At 53.9% G+C, this 13,277-nt stretch carries 16 protein-coding genes; 2 read left to right on the forward strand and 14 right to left on the reverse strand.

Features of this window, described 5'->3' with window-relative positions; translation table 11 throughout:
• Positions 1-7 precede the first annotated feature (7 nt).
• The 12 genes from ACI48J_RS17280 to ACI48J_RS17335 form a co-directional block, all read right to left on the reverse strand.
• Positions 8-646 (reverse strand): tetratricopeptide repeat protein, encoded by a 639-nt coding sequence (locus tag ACI48J_RS17280; RefSeq protein WP_326057302.1) that lies wholly within the window; start codon positions 644-646, stop codon positions 8-10.
• A gap of 90 nt (positions 647-736) precedes the next feature.
• Positions 737-1,120, reverse strand: a complete 384-nt coding sequence (gene panD / locus ACI48J_RS17285; RefSeq protein WP_009675514.1) for an aspartate 1-decarboxylase — start codon at positions 1,118-1,120, stop codon at positions 737-739.
• A gap of 4 nt (positions 1,121-1,124) precedes the next feature.
• Positions 1,125-2,006, reverse strand: a complete 882-nt coding sequence (gene panC / locus ACI48J_RS17290) for a pantoate--beta-alanine ligase (RefSeq protein ID WP_405079465.1) — start codon at positions 2,004-2,006, stop codon at positions 1,125-1,127.
• A 40-nt stretch (positions 2,007-2,046) separates the two neighbouring features.
• Positions 2,047-2,907: a 3-methyl-2-oxobutanoate hydroxymethyltransferase gene (gene panB / locus ACI48J_RS17295; RefSeq protein WP_326057308.1), complete on the reverse strand. Its 861-nt coding sequence runs from the start codon at positions 2,905-2,907 to the stop codon at positions 2,047-2,049.
• Between the two features lie 300 nt (positions 2,908-3,207).
• Positions 3,208-4,182, reverse strand: a complete 975-nt coding sequence (locus ACI48J_RS17300; RefSeq protein ID WP_405079466.1) for a biotin--[acetyl-CoA-carboxylase] ligase — start codon at positions 4,180-4,182, stop codon at positions 3,208-3,210.
• 3 nt (positions 4,183-4,185) lie between these two features.
• Positions 4,186-5,817: a CCA tRNA nucleotidyltransferase gene (locus ACI48J_RS17305; protein ID WP_405079468.1), complete on the reverse strand. Its 1,632-nt coding sequence runs from the start codon at positions 5,815-5,817 to the stop codon at positions 4,186-4,188.
• Positions 5,818-5,851: 34 nt separating this feature from the next.
• Positions 5,852-7,030 (reverse strand): N-acetyl-alpha-D-glucosaminyl L-malate synthase BshA, encoded by a 1,179-nt coding sequence (gene bshA / locus ACI48J_RS17310; RefSeq protein WP_405079470.1) that lies wholly within the window; start codon positions 7,028-7,030, stop codon positions 5,852-5,854.
• A 2-nt stretch (positions 7,031-7,032) separates the two neighbouring features.
• Positions 7,033-7,749, reverse strand: a complete 717-nt coding sequence (gene bshB1, locus ACI48J_RS17315) for a bacillithiol biosynthesis deacetylase BshB1 (protein ID WP_405079472.1) — start codon at positions 7,747-7,749, stop codon at positions 7,033-7,035.
• Entirely contained in the window at positions 7,749-8,171 is a 423-nt protein-coding gene (locus ACI48J_RS17320; RefSeq protein WP_326051982.1) for a methylglyoxal synthase, read from the reverse strand. The genes bshB1 and ACI48J_RS17320 overlap by 1 nt, the downstream gene beginning before the upstream one ends.
• A gap of 116 nt (positions 8,172-8,287) precedes the next feature.
• Positions 8,288-9,094, reverse strand: coding sequence for a 4-hydroxy-tetrahydrodipicolinate reductase (gene dapB, locus ACI48J_RS17325; RefSeq protein WP_326051981.1), 807 nt, complete (start codon positions 9,092-9,094; stop codon positions 8,288-8,290).
• Positions 9,095-9,127: 33 nt separating this feature from the next.
• Positions 9,128-9,649: a hypothetical protein gene (locus tag ACI48J_RS17330; protein WP_405079474.1), complete on the reverse strand. Its 522-nt coding sequence runs from the start codon at positions 9,647-9,649 to the stop codon at positions 9,128-9,130.
• 55 nt (positions 9,650-9,704) lie between these two features.
• A complete protein-coding gene (locus ACI48J_RS17335; RefSeq protein WP_218229830.1) occupies positions 9,705-10,043 on the reverse strand; it encodes a nucleotide pyrophosphohydrolase in 339 nt (112 codons plus the stop codon).
• A gap of 174 nt (positions 10,044-10,217) precedes the next feature.
• On the opposite strand from ACI48J_RS17335, the gene ACI48J_RS17340 reads away from it, so the two are divergent.
• Together ACI48J_RS17340 and ACI48J_RS17345 are read left to right on the forward strand one after the other, a co-directional pair.
• Positions 10,218-10,649: a WGxxGxxG-CTERM domain-containing protein gene (locus ACI48J_RS17340; protein ID WP_326051977.1), complete on the forward strand. Its 432-nt coding sequence runs from the start codon at positions 10,218-10,220 to the stop codon at positions 10,647-10,649.
• 176 nt (positions 10,650-10,825) lie between these two features.
• Positions 10,826-11,698: a YitT family protein gene (locus tag ACI48J_RS17345; RefSeq protein WP_326051993.1), complete on the forward strand. Its 873-nt coding sequence runs from the start codon at positions 10,826-10,828 to the stop codon at positions 11,696-11,698.
• Here ACI48J_RS17345 and ACI48J_RS17350 read toward each other — a convergent pair.
• On the reverse strand, positions 11,695-12,564 hold the full coding sequence (locus tag ACI48J_RS17350) for a sporulation protein YpjB (RefSeq protein WP_405079475.1): 870 nt from the start codon (positions 12,562-12,564) through the stop codon (positions 11,695-11,697). The two genes, ACI48J_RS17345 and ACI48J_RS17350, sit on opposite strands and share 4 nt — an antisense overlap.
• Positions 12,565-12,607: 43 nt before the next feature.
• Positions 12,608-13,267, reverse strand: a complete 660-nt coding sequence (locus ACI48J_RS17355) for a DUF1405 domain-containing protein (protein WP_405079477.1) — start codon at positions 13,265-13,267, stop codon at positions 12,608-12,610.
• Between the last annotated feature and the right edge of the window lie 10 nt (positions 13,268-13,277).

Below are 13,277 nucleotides of genomic sequence, written 5' to 3' on the forward strand. Positions count from 1 at the left end.
ATTCTTTTCATTCGTTCGATGCGGAAAAAAGCTCCAGGCAGTCCGGATCGGCATGGTAAGCTTTTTTAAAATATTCAAGCGCCTGTTCCAGATTCCGGTTCTGAAATTGAATACAGCCCATCGCGTTGTAAGAGATGGCTTTCATCTGCTTATTTTCGGTAAGTGCCAGAAGAAGGGTGAAGTGCCGGGCGGCTTCCTCGTTATCTCCCTGGCGCAGATAACCCATGGCGAGATAAGCCCTCGCAAGTAAAAAGTCCGGTTCGCGCGCGAGCAGAGCCTCGAATTCCCGGGTCGCCTGCTCGTACATAAGCAGCATATAAAACCCCTGTCCGCGGATAAACTCCACCGCTTCCTTCCCCTCGGCCGGATGAGGCTGAGCCACTTCGGCAGACTGCGGCACATCCGGCAGCTGATTCGAATCGCTGGCTGAGGCTGAAGAGGACGGGACGGACGCGTTTCCGACGGACAGGGTTTTTCCAAGCTTCTCCTCAAAGAGGAGCCAGTGCTCGATACAATCGTCACTAATGGCCTTCAGGGCCCCAAGCTCGTCTTCAAGCTCCGCTTTTAACGCACCTTTTGCATTCGGCAACTGAAGCAAAATTTCATCCAACACTTCATTCATCGTGGCGAACAAATGTTTGAACACTGTGCATCCCCCACCTTCGGCTTTGCTGTCGTACACTCATTCTGCGTTGCCGGAGGGCTTTTCATACAGGTTCTTTAAGGGTGCCAGACGTTACAGTACAGTTGCATGCATTTCCTCTTTTAGCAGCTGGGCCACTTTATTGTTTTCTCCCATGATGGCAACAGTCGGCTTATGGCGCCGCGCCTCTTCTTCCGTCATCATCGCGTAAGAAATGATGATAACGGTATCGCCTGTCTGCACGAGCCGGGCCGCGGCACCGTTAAGGCAGATGACCCCCGTTCCGCGCGGACCCGGTATAATGTACGTTTCCAGGCGGGCCCCATTGTTGTTGTTGACGATCTGAACCTTCTCGTTTGGCAGCATGTCGACCTGATCCAGCAGATCTTCGTCGATCGTAATGCTTCCGATATAATTAAGATTCGCCTCGGTCACCGTCGCACGGTGAATTTTGGCCTTCATCATTGTTCTGAACATGCGATCACTTCCCCAGGGTTAAAATAGTGTTGTCGATAAGCCGGGTGGCGCCGAATTTGACCGCCAGCGCGACGATGAGCTGTACGGGTACACCGGCTTCCACCGCTTCCGGCTGTTCCAGCTGCGGGTACGTCAAAACCTCTACGTAATCGATATCGGCGAGAGGAGCTTCTTCGATGACGGCCTTTACGGCGCTGCGGAGGTCTTCCGGCCGGAAAGCGGCATGCTCCCGCGCCCAAGCTTCCGCCGCTTTCAGGGAACGGCTCAGAACAAGCGCCTGTCGACGTTCTTCCTCACTCAGGAATACGTTCCGGGAACTCATGGCAAGTCCGTCTTCCTCGCGTAAAATCGGGCAGGCCACAATGTCCACGTTCATGTTGAGGTCCTGCACCATCTGAGAAACGACGGCAACTTGCTGCGCATCCTTAAGTCCGAAGAAAGCTTTATCGGGCTGAACGATATTGAGCAGCTTGGCAACGACCGTGGTCACCCCGTCGAAATGCACGGGACGCGAAGCTCCGCAGAGTACCGAAGTGATGCCCGACACGGAAACGGTCGTTTTGACCGGTCCCGGATACATTTCTTCGACCTGAGGCAGAAAAACGATGTCCACCCCGGCTTCTTCCGCCAGCTTCAGGTCCCGCTCCGTATCCCGCGGGTAACGATCCAGATCTTCGGTAGGACCGAACTGAAGAGGGTTGACGAATATGCTGAGCACGACGATTTCGCTCGCTTCGCGGGCCCCTTTAATTAGACTCAAATGCCCATCGTGAAGATAACCCATCGTAGGCACAAAACCGACCGGGGCTTTAAGGGCCGCCCCGATCCCGGATTTTTTCTGTTCCAGCGTACTGCGCAGCAAGGCTATGCTTTGAATAACTTCCAACGTCTCTCTCTCCTTCAGAACTTAGAGGTAGGATAACCGTTTATTTCACGGCCGTTCCGTACAAATACTGGAGAACTTCGTTGTCTCCTTTAAAGCTGTGCTGCTCGGCCGGAAATTTGCGGCCCTTCACTTCCGCCACATACTGCCCGATCCCTTCGCGGATGGCCAGGCCGACCTGCGCGTAAGCTTTAACGAATTTTTTGGCCGGAGCGTCCGGCTCGTAGCCTAACATATCGTGAAAAACGAGAACCTGGCCGTCACAGGAAGCTCCTGCACCGATACCGATTGTCGGGATGGACAGTTTGCTTGTGATCCATTCCGCCAGTTCTTCCGTTACCAATTCCAGAACGATCGCGATTGCGCCTGCTTCTTCGAGCGCTTTAGCGTCTTCCATCAGTTTGCGGGCCTGCTCGGAATTTTTGCCCTGTACGCGGTAACCGCCCAGCACGTGAACCGACTGGGGCGTCAATCCGAGGTGGCCCACGACGGGTACTCCCGCCTGGGTCAACGCTTTAACCGCATGGGCGATTTCGGCGCCGCCTTCCATTTTCACCCCTTTGGAAAGCCCCTCGCGCATAATCCTTCCCGCGTTCTGAAGCGTCGTATCCAGGCTTCCGTGATACGTCATAAACGGCAGATCCGTTACGACAAAGGCCGATTTGACGGCACGCGTTACCGTTTTGGCATGATAAATCATTTCGTCCAGCGTGACGGGCAGAGTGGATTCGTGACCCTGAATAACATTTCCCAGGGAATCTCCCACAAGAATCATATCCACTCCCGCTTCGTCAGCCAATTTGGCCGTCAAGTAATCGTAGGCCGTCACCATCGAAATCGGTTCCTTGCTCGCTTTCATTTTTTGCAGCTTGACAGTCGTCATCGGTTTGCGCTCTTGCGCCATGTCAATCCCACGCTTTCTTTTTTAAATGTGGAAAAAATAAAACCGTGATTTCCGTCTAAGCCTTGACCGGGTTCTAAGCATCAAAAAAACCCTTCAGCAAACAGACTGAAAGGGCGCATAGTCAAAGAATCGTGAATCGTATGATCCTTCTGTCTCGGTCCTTCAGGCTCAGAGCAGAATCAGAAAACACACAAACGTACTTTATGCAATTGTCTAAAGCGTTAACCGTATAAGTGCAGTTCCGTAGATACCGCCTTACGGTGACAGTATATCAAAAACCCGGTCTTTTGAACAGACGGTTTAGCGTAATTCGACATCGCCGCTGTAAATTTTAACTTTGCGGCCGTCGTCCGCGATCACGGTCAGCGCCCCGCTGTCATCGAGCGAATCCGCCCGGCCCTCCACCGTTCCCTGGCTCGTTTTGACCCGGATGGGACAATTCAGCGAGACGCTCATGGCTTCCCACATGATCCGGATCGGAGCGAATCCGTTTTCCAGATACAGATCGTACAGCTGCTCCAGCTCATTCAGAAAAGCCGCAATCATCGCTTCCCGCTTAACGGGCGAACCCGATTCAAGTGCAAGGGAAGTGGCCACCGGTTTGAGATCGTCGGGGAAGTCGGCTCCGTTCAGGTTCGCCGTGATGCCGACACCGATTATGACGTATTTCAGCCGCTCGTCTTCCCCGCTCATCTCCAGCAGAATCCCGCTTACCTTGCGGCCCTTCACGAGAAGATCGTTGGGCCATTTGATGCCGATTTCGACGCCGCATTCCTTGCGGATGGCCCGGCAAAGAGCTACCGCGGTAAGCAGCGTAAGCTGGGGAACGAAGTAAACCGGCACACGCGGCTTTAAGATCAGGCTCATCCAGATGCCCTTCCCTTTCGGCGAATGCCAGTGCCTGCCCATCCGGCCGCGGCCGGAGGTCTGCTCTTCGGCAAAGACCAGCGTCCCTTCCTCGGCCCCTTCCGCGACGAGCCTATGCGCTTCGTTCATAGTGGAGTCTACCGCTTCGCGGACTTCGATCTGCCTGCCCATAAAGCGCGTCTGCAAGGCTTCTTCTATATGAGCTTTCCGGAGCTTGTCAGGCTCTTCCGTCAGACGGTAGCCTTTACGGGTGACGGCTTCGAACTGAAACCCGTCCTGCCGGAGGCTTTCGATATGCTTCCAGACGGCTGTCCGGCTGCAGCCCAGCTCCCGGCTGATTTGCTCGCCGGACAAATATACGCCCGGATTGCTCCGGAACAAGTCTACAATTCGCTCGCGTACCGCCATGAGTCACTCATCTCGCATTTCTGTAGGACGGAAAGCTTCCGTCATTAAAATTTCTGTGGTGTTTTCCAGTTGCCCCAAGGCAACCCTCTCCAGAAGCATATTCAGCGTTTCGCCTATCCAGGGTCCCGCTTTTTGTCCGCTTTGCGCCATCAGGTCGCTTCCGCCGACGGCGAGATCTTTGACGCCATAGACCGGCATCGCGCGGATCCATGGTTCACCGTTTTCCAGGAAAACGGCAGCTTCCTCCGTCATGAAGCGGAAAAGTTCTTCCAGACATGCTTCACCGGCGGCTGTATGTATGTCTTCGTCCGTCGGGAGACCCCCGGAAGCTTCGTACGGACCGGAAGCTCGGTCTGGCACCGCCTGACCAGGCTGCCCGGGATTCATGGATGGCGGAGCGTCTTGCTCCCTTCGCCCGGCTCCCGCGCGTGAAGCTTCAAGGCAGTCTGACTCACCTGGAGTCACTGCCAAGCCGGATTGCGCCGAATTTCCGGGCAGCGTCCCATATTGCCCCGGACGCCCAGTACCCGCGGGTGAAGCCGCTCCCGCGCCGGCCTGCTGCTGCCACGCTGTGCGCAGCAGCCCGGCCGCGCGCAGCCAGCCGCGCGCCGCCTCCTTGCCGTGAGCAAGCACGGCAAGCTTGAACCGCGCGGCTGCGCGCTCCTCCGTGGACGCCTGCGCCTCCGGCCGCGGACCCACCGCCGCAGCTTCAGCGTCACCGCGCTGGAGCTGCGCATGCACGGCGAGGACGCGCGTCAGACGCGCGATGTCCTCGCCGGGGAACGTCAGCGCGCGCAGCTCCGCTCTGACGGCTTCCGGCTGCTGCGAGCCGATCAGCAGCAGCAGAACCGCCCATCTGTCCTCCTCCGCTGGGATAGAGGACAGATGGGCGATAACCGCCTGCGCATGGGGATGCCCCCATGCGGCGAAGGGCAGCGCGAGCGGAGTCTTGGCGTGCCGCCACAGACCGCTCGCGAGGAGCAGACCCGCGGCGCGGGCCGGGTCCGCGCCGCCCACCATGCGCTGGAGCTCCGCGCGTACGCGCTCCATCGCGATGTGCCGCAGCAGCGGGGCCTGCCGCAGCAGTGCCAGCCACGTGGCCTCTTCGATGACGAGGCCGTATTCGGCTGCGAAGCGGATGCAGCGCAGCATCCGCAAGGCATCCTCCCCGAATCGCTCGGCCGCCTCTCCCACGCATCTCAGAACGCCTCTATCCATATCGCTTCGGCCGCCGAACGGATCGATCAGGTTTCCTTCGGCATCCATGGCCATCGCGTTCATGGTAAAGTCGCGTCGTTTCAAATCTTCTTCCAAATCCGTAATATATTCGACTTCCGCCGGCCTGCGGAACCCCTCGTATTCCGTTTCCTTCCGGAAAGTAGTGACTTCAAAACTGTAAGCCCCCGTCAGAACGGTTACGGTACCGTGCTGGAGTCCCGTAGGCACCGTCTTGGAGAAGGCTTCCATCACCTCTTCGGGTTTGGCCGAAGTCGCGATGTCCACGTCCTTTACGGGCCTCTCCAGGACAAAATCCCTCACGAACCCGCCGACAAAATAAGCTTCATGCTGACGGGAGCGCAGCCTCTCGAGCACTCTGCGCCCTTCTTCAATCATGGTCCGGTTCTTCTCTTCCATCGTATATACTCTTCCTTCCGTTACCGGATCGCGCTTATCTTTCCGCGCAAGCTTGATTATCCACCCGGTGCGACGGAGGCAGTTCTCTTCCCAGAACCCGGTAATAGATTTCCTCGTACTGCATCGTAATCCAGTCGTTGCAGAAGGTCGTGCGGGCACGATTCAGACATGCGGCCGACATTTTTTCGTATTCCTGCGGATCGCTAAGCAGCTCCACCGCGTAGTCCGCCATCTTCTCCGTGTCGCCGATTTCCGCAAGAAAGCCGGTCTCGCCGTGCGTCACCAGCTCGGGAATTCCGCCTGCTATCGAACCGACAGTCGGTACTCCGCAAGCCATCGCTTCCAGAGCGACAAGTCCGAAGCTTTCTTTTTCCGAAGGCAGAAGCATAACGTCCCCCAGAGAAATAAGCTGCGCGACATCATCCTGTTTGCCGCAAAAGTTGACCCGGTCGCTAAGGCCCAGCTCTTTCACGTACGATATCACTTTGGACAGCTCCGGACCTTCTCCTACAAAAAGAAGACGGCTCGGGATTTTTTCACTGACGCGCTTGAAAATATCGACCACGTCCGTAACCCTTTTGACCGGCCGGAAATTCGAAATATGCAGTAAAATTTTCTCGTCGTCCCGGGCGAACTCTTTACGAAGCGACTTCACGTCCCGCGGGTAATACACCCGTTTGTCCACGAAGTTGTAGGTCAGATCAATATCACGGGAAATATCGAGCGTTTCTCTCGTTTCCGCGATCAGATCGTTGGAAACGGCGGTAACCGCATCGCTTTCGTTAATGGCGTACCGGATCAGGTCGCTGATGGACTGATCTTGGGCGAGTACCGTGATATCCGTCCCGTGAAGGGTCGTAACGACCTTCAAATCCGGTCCCACCATCTGCTTGGCCAGCAGCGCGCAAACGGCATGGGGGATCGCGTAATGCACATGCAGCAGATCCAGCTTCTGCATCTGCACGACCTGCGCAAGCTTACTTGCGAGGGACAAATCGTAAGGAGGGTAGCGGAATACGTAATAATCGCTGACCTCAACCTCGTGATAGTAAATGTTCCGGTGAAATTTACCCAGCCTGAACGGCATACTGTGCGTAATAAAATGGACCTCGTGGCCTTTTTCCGCGAGCAGCTTGCCAAGCTCCGTCGCAACCACTCCGGAACCTCCCAGGGTAGGGTAGCACGTGATTCCGATTTTGAGCTTATCCTTCATGCTCAGGTTCCTTTCTTGGACAGAAAATATTGAAGTGCCACGGGCAGCTTGGACATAAATCCTTCCGCATAAGCCATCATCCGCTTCTGTCCGAGCAGCGCGTCTCTTGCTTCCACGCGTTCCACGTAATTCTGGTTCAGGGGGGTCAGCACAATGTCCTCTCCGACCTGAGGAGGCGAGAATTGGGAACGGTAAGCTTGCAACACTTCTTTCTTGCCGGGATAGGCGTCCGAGACATCCACTACGATGTCCGGATCAATGGTATCGTTTATAAAATAAAAGAATAGGCTCTCGACTTGAAAAGCTTCCGTTTCAGGCATATACCGTCTAAGTTTGGCATTGAAAACCGCTTCCTGCACCAGATGCGAGCAGGCGATATGATCGGGATGCCGGTCTTCCCAATACGGGGCAAAGACAATTCTCGGCTTTCTCAGCCGGATTTCCTTCGTAATCGCGTCAATCTGATCCTTGGTTCCGGCCGATAAGCCTCGGTCGGGAAGTCCGAGATTGGAGCGGAGCACAATTCCCATCGCTTCCGCCGCTTTGTTCGCTTCCTCCAGCCGGTTTTCTGGCGTTCCGTTCGATGACATTTCGGACCGGGTCAGATCGCACAAGCCCACCGTATAACCCGCTCTTGTATGCTTCAGGATCGTACCGGCCATTCCGATCTCCGCATCATCCGCGTGCGCTCCGAATATGAGGATATCTACCGTCTGCATTACGCTTCACCCGGCTTGTACTTGTGGACTAGCTCCCGCCAGGCGAAATCCCCTCTGTCCAGAGCGCGGACAAGAAGCTCCGCGGTAGCGATATTCGTTGCCACGGGGATCCCCATTACATCGGACAAGCGGAGCAGAGCAATGATATCGGGTTCATGAGGCTGAGCCATCAAAGGATCCCGCAGGAAAATAATCAGATCCATCTCGTTTTGAGCTACCATGGCACCGATCTGCTGATCCCCGCCAAGGGGGCCTGACATAAACCGGTGGATCGTCAGACTTGTATTTTCCATAATTCTTTGTCCCGTGGTACCGGTTGCGAATAGCTGGTTCCCTTCGAACACCTTTTCATAGGCGGTCACGAAATTGACCATCTCGTCTTTTTTGCGGTCGTGGGCGATTAAGGCAATATTTAAGCTCACTAGTTAACTCTCCCTTCCCTGCCTTCAGGGGGCCTGCTGATATGTATGGTTCGTAGAGAAGCATGAAAATGAGTAGAAGGTAATTTAGAAAGTCCGATTAAAGGAATGAAGAACAATCAGTCGATAAAATGTTCGAACCCGTAGATCATGCCTTCATAGGTCATGACTTTATGCACGGCCGTATTCACGCCTGGCATATAAGCCGCGCGCTCATAGGAATCATGCCGGATTTTGAGCGACTCTCCGTACGCCCCCATAATAACTTCCTGCTGGGCAAAAACACCCGGAAGCCGGACGCTGTGGATGCGGAAGCCGTTATAATAAGCGCCGCGCGCTCCTTCAAGCTGTTCCTCTTCTTTGGGGTTTCCTTGCCGAAACTCTTCCCGGTTCTGAGAGATAAGTTCGGCTGTTTTCACGGAAGTACCCGATGGAGCGTCAAGCTTCTGGTCCCCGTGATATTCGATGATTTCCAGGTGCGGGAAATATTTGGCCGCCTGTGTAGCGAATTTCATCATCAGAATAGCGCCGATGGAGAAATTGGGGGCGATCAGTCCGCCGATTTTTTTATCCTTGCATTGTTTGTCCAACTCTTCGATATCCTGGGTCGTAAAACCCGTCGTTCCGATTACCGGTCTAACGCCATGACGAATAGCAAGCGCCGTATTGGCGACAGCGCTCTGAGGTCCGGTGAAGTCTACCAGAACGTCCGCTTTGCCTTCAACCAAAGCCAATTCCAGATCGTTGGACATTTTAACTCCGCAATCCGGAAGACCTACCAAAGATGCGGCGTCTACCGGACCGGAGGACCGGTCAACGGCAGCCACCAGCTTCAAAGAGGAATCTCCGAGTACCATTTTTACCACTTCACGGCCCATCCGTCCGCTTGCTCCGGCAACCGCTACTTTAATTACTTCCTGAGTCATCACATATACCGCCTTTCTTATCTTGTGCAGTGTTTAAGGTTTCAAATACTGGCGCAGTTTCCTGCGGTACTCAACCAGCAGCGCCGCCGCTGCCTTATTCAGCGGTTCAAGGCGAATGGCCTCTTCGGCCGCGTGTACGGCCAGGTCCAAGTCGTCTACGCCAGCGTAAGCAGCGGCAAGCTTCAAGCAGGCCTCTGCACTCAGCGGATCCAGGGCAGCCGCCTGCTTCAGCAGAACGATCGCGTTTTTAAGCTGCTCCCTATCCCGGCTTTGGTCCAGACACTTGTCCGCTTCCGCAATCAGTGCTTTGGCTTGCAGCGTAGTCAGATGATACTGATAAGCTTCGCTTTCCGGTTCCAGATCATAAGCGTCGACCGCATGATCGATCGCTTTCGCGAGCTTTCCGCTCCTGGCATACGTAATCGAAAGCTTATAATGGTAAGAAGCGTTACCTGGTTCCGATAAAACCGCCTTTTCGAACCATGCGATCGCTTCTTCGAAATCATTGTTCAGAATAGCCTCGTAGGCCTTCTGAATTTCCTGTTCCCCATCCATCCGTCCATCCTCCTTCCGCCCGCAGAAGAGCCGGGGATGGTACAGCATATGAGGATTAGTCGGAATCGGTGTTTATTTTCGTCCACCTGTCCGCATCCCGGGTGTTGAATTTCTTCATCACTTTATCGTGCGCTTCCGTTAAGTCAATGCCCAAAGAATTGGCGAAACAGATAGTGATAAACAAAATGTCACCGAGCTCCAGCTCAATCGAGTTTTCTTCTTCAGATGCTTTTTTAGGCTTTTCCCCGAACTGGTGATTGACTTCCCTGGCCAATTCCCCGACTTCCTCGGACATTCTGGCCAGCATGGCAAGAGGGCTGAAATAGCCTTCTTTAAACTGCGATATGTATGTATCCACTTCCTGCTGCAGATCCTTCATTGAACGTTCCGCCATAAAAGGGCCTCTCTTTCTTTCCAGCCTAACTTAAATCTTACCAACATCTTATTATAGACTCGTTTTTATTGCAATTTTCGATTTGCGGACAACACTTTCCTTGTATGACATTTAGGGTAGAGGGAAAACCAAAGATAAGCAGGAAACGAAGTCAACCAGGAAGGCGGGAATCAGATGAAACGGCTTTACAGTTTTTCACTCTGCATTGTGATGTTTTTGACCGTTTGCGGCACCTGCATCGCGCAGTCCGCTGACCGGGTCATCCATGAAGAACCCGGGACGCTCGGTTATCCCGATAATAAGCCCTCATCCTATGGAACTCAGCGGATCAAATCCGGCATCAGCGGATCCACCGGAACGGCCGATCCGGCAGAGTATTCAAACGGCGGCGTAGGCACTAGCCTGCCCCAGCCTCCCCGAGACCCGATTCCTAAACCGGGCGATTACCCTCCGTCGAAGAAGTATAACGTCAATCTGATGCAGTTCGATTCCAAAGTATCCGAATCCGCAAGGAGAGACGATCCTCACTGGGACTGGCTGGGCTTCATCGGTATGCTCGGTTTAGCCGGATTTGTCGGCAAATACCGCAAAAAAGATTTTTATTAACTCTTTTCTCCCCGTGCAAAAAAACAGGCCAAGGAAAGAAATCCGGCCTGTTTTTCCATATGATCCGGCAGGGAAACTATCCCCTCTTGGGGACCCGGATGACAACGGCCCCGAATTTCATTACAATAGGATTGGTGATTAGTGGCAAGTCAGGGAAGGAGGAGAAAACATTGGCAATGGCTTTAAAAGATAAGACAATGCCGTATTTGAAGCAGTTCTTGCCGATCGCATTCGGGACCGCCATCTTTTCGTTCGGAGTTCATTATTTTGTTATTCCCAATGAGCTAATGGAAGGCGGGCTCACGGGCATTTCGCTGCTTCTGCACTATATTTTCCTGCTACCGCCTTCCGCGACGACGCTCGTTCTGAATGTGCCTCTCTTTTATTTGGGATGGAGACACTTCGGCTCTAAAGCTATGGTCTACACGATTTTCGGCTCTCTTTCGTCTTCGTTTTTCTTATGGGTGATGGAAATCATGATCGGAAAAGGATGGATAATCCCTTTTGCCACCAAGCAGGATTATTTGCTTGCCGCGTTATATGCGGGCTTTACGATAGGCTTGGGACTCGGAATCGTGTTCCGTTTTGGAGGAACGACCGGGGGATCGGATATTCTTGCCCAACTGGGAAACAAGTGGAAGGGATGGAGCGTCGGGCAGGTCATCCTGCTGATCGACCTCATCGTTATCGGCACGTCTTTACTCTACATACCGAAGGAAAAAGTACTCTACTCCCTGGTCAGCGTATTTATCGGCTCCAAAATGATCGATTACATCACGGAAGGCTCGCATTCCGCCAAAGCATTTACGATCATTACCAATGAAGCGGAAAAAGTGTCTCAGATGATCCAAAAGGAATTGGACCGGGGCGTCACTCTTTTTCCGGCAAAAGGGGCTTTCTCCCGTCAAGAGAAAGAAGTGGTGTACTGCGTGGTCTACCGGCAGGAAATGCGGCGGCTCAAGGAACTGGTCAAATCCATCGACCCCACCGCATTCATTATTATCAATGAAGTGCACGAAGTATTGGGAGAAGGCTTCAAGGTTGACTAGAAGCCTTCTCTTTTTTTATGCCGGACGGTATCGTACCCGGGCTTTAAGCGGAACATCCGCCAGCCGGCAAACAGCAGGACGCCGATAATGAACGCGCCGACGCCAAGCGACCAGAATAGGGGTTCCTGCGTGTCGGGCAGCGGGAGGAAAGCTTCACGGTCGGAGCGGCCGAATATCGCGTCGATTGTCTTGCCGAACTCTCCCGAAGCTTGAAGCAAATTCGCTTTATCGAGAGTCGGAGCGGCCAATCCCTTTCGCATGAACACGAGCAAGGAATCCAGCTTCTCCACTTCCGCAGGAGCACGGGTGATAAGCAGCGCCGGACGAATGGTCGACATATGCCGGTACAGCTTGTTGTAGTCCAGTAGAGCTTCAAGCTTTTTCCGGGCCGCCACATTCGTCTCGATCCGTTTCAAGTCATCTTTGATCAGCTTGTAGTACTGAAGCCACATGGGCTGTCCCCGGTGGGTCAGCGCGTCGGCGGCCAGTCTAATTTTGGCGGCGGCAAAGCGCCCTTCATCTTGGGAAAAGGAAACAGAGGCATAGGTTTTCTTCGCCTCCGCAATCGTTTCCGTCAGTGCATGCAAACCTTCTATCGTAATCGAACCGTCATACGTCAGCTTAGTCGCAAGTTCTCCGAGCTGTTCGAGTTCGATTCTGGCTTCCGTCGTTTTCCCCTGTTCCGACAGCTTGTACAGCTGCTCCGCGGCTTCATTCAAAGATTCAGCCGTCTTCATTTGAACCGGAGTCATCGATGCCGCGGGAACCGCTTCTTTCGGGACCGGTGCACAACCAACCGCCGCCGAAGTGAAGATTGCCCATGCTCCGAGCAATCCGATGATCCGCCTGCAAGAACTAAACAACATGTGGACATCCCTCCTACCACATCATATGGAGGGACGTCCGCATTTAGACCTTGCGGTGCCGGTGTTTTTGATAAGGCAAATAGACAAGTGCCGCAAGAATGCCCGCTGCGCTTAATCCGATGGTAAACCACTGGATCGTATCCAGATGAGGCATCAGCACCTCGGAGAGTCTGGGGAAGATTCCCTTCGTATAGTCCATCCAATCGTTCGCAAACACCCAGACAGCCACCAGGAACACGGCGGGAACCGAGTAAGTCATCACCGTTGCGAATAAAAGCACCTCAATCGCCATACCCAAATGAGAAAGAGTAAGCATCCAATCCTGCCAGGCGACCGGGTCTCCCAGCGCATATCCGGACCAGATCATGGCTACGGCCCAGATGCCGTATTTAAAAGAGGTCACAAGCCCGAACGCTTCAATAAACCCGCGAAGCAGCGAACGTTTGCCCAAACCGACTCCGTTCGTCCGCTCATCTCTTAACAGATACAGCAGGGTCAGCGTAAAAAACAGGCTTGCCGTCGGGCTGTCCGGAACAAAGGGTAGGTACCAGGCAGGCTCGAACTCATACGTATCTATTAACTGATATTTATACCAGTAGTAGCCGTATACGGTTCCTAAAGCATTAATCCAAAACAGCAGCCATAGCATAGGCCGGCTTCTCAAGAGAGTAAGCGCCTGATGCAGGGTGGCGTTATTTCTCATCGTTCTGCTC

It is taken from the genome of Paenibacillus chitinolyticus (genome assembly GCF_045038035.1).
GTDB lineage: Bacteria > Bacillota > Bacilli > Paenibacillales > NBRC-103111 > Paenibacillus_F > Paenibacillus_F chitinolyticus_A.

Bases quoted from the DNA above. Each gene is read 5' to 3' on its own strand.
- panB (WP_326057308.1), bottom strand. From the start codon at position 2,907: ATGGCGCAAGAGCGCAAACCGATGACGACTGTCAAGCTGCAAAAAATG.
- ACI48J_RS17345 (WP_326051993.1), top strand. From the start codon at position 10,826: ATGGCTTTAAAAGATAAGACAATGCCGTATTTGAAGCAGTTCTTGCCG.
- bshB1 (WP_405079472.1), bottom strand. From the start codon at position 7,749: ATGCAGACGGTAGATATCCTCATATTCGGAGCGCACGCGGATGATGCG.
- ACI48J_RS17330 (WP_405079474.1), bottom strand. From the start codon at position 9,649: ATGGATGGGGAACAGGAAATTCAGAAGGCCTACGAGGCTATTCTGAAC.
- dapB (WP_326051981.1), bottom strand. From the start codon at position 9,094: ATGACTCAGGAAGTAATTAAAGTAGCGGTTGCCGGAGCAAGCGGACGG.
- ACI48J_RS17340 (WP_326051977.1), top strand. From the start codon at position 10,218: ATGAAACGGCTTTACAGTTTTTCACTCTGCATTGTGATGTTTTTGACC.
- ACI48J_RS17300 (WP_405079466.1), bottom strand. From the start codon at position 4,182: ATGGCGGTACGCGAGCGAATTGTAGACTTGTTCCGGAGCAATCCGGGC.
- ACI48J_RS17355 (WP_405079477.1), bottom strand. From the start codon at position 13,267: ATGAGAAATAACGCCACCCTGCATCAGGCGCTTACTCTCTTGAGAAGC.
- ACI48J_RS17305 (WP_405079468.1), bottom strand. From the start codon at position 5,817: ATGGAAGAGAAGAACCGGACCATGATTGAAGAAGGGCGCAGAGTGCTC.
- bshA (WP_405079470.1), bottom strand. From the start codon at position 7,030: ATGAAGGATAAGCTCAAAATCGGAATCACGTGCTACCCTACCCTGGGA.
- panD (WP_009675514.1), bottom strand. From the start codon at position 1,120: ATGTTCAGAACAATGATGAAGGCCAAAATTCACCGTGCGACGGTGACC.
- ACI48J_RS17335 (WP_218229830.1), bottom strand. From the start codon at position 10,043: ATGGCGGAACGTTCAATGAAGGATCTGCAGCAGGAAGTGGATACATAC.
- ACI48J_RS17350 (WP_405079475.1), bottom strand. From the start codon at position 12,564: ATGTTGTTTAGTTCTTGCAGGCGGATCATCGGATTGCTCGGAGCATGG.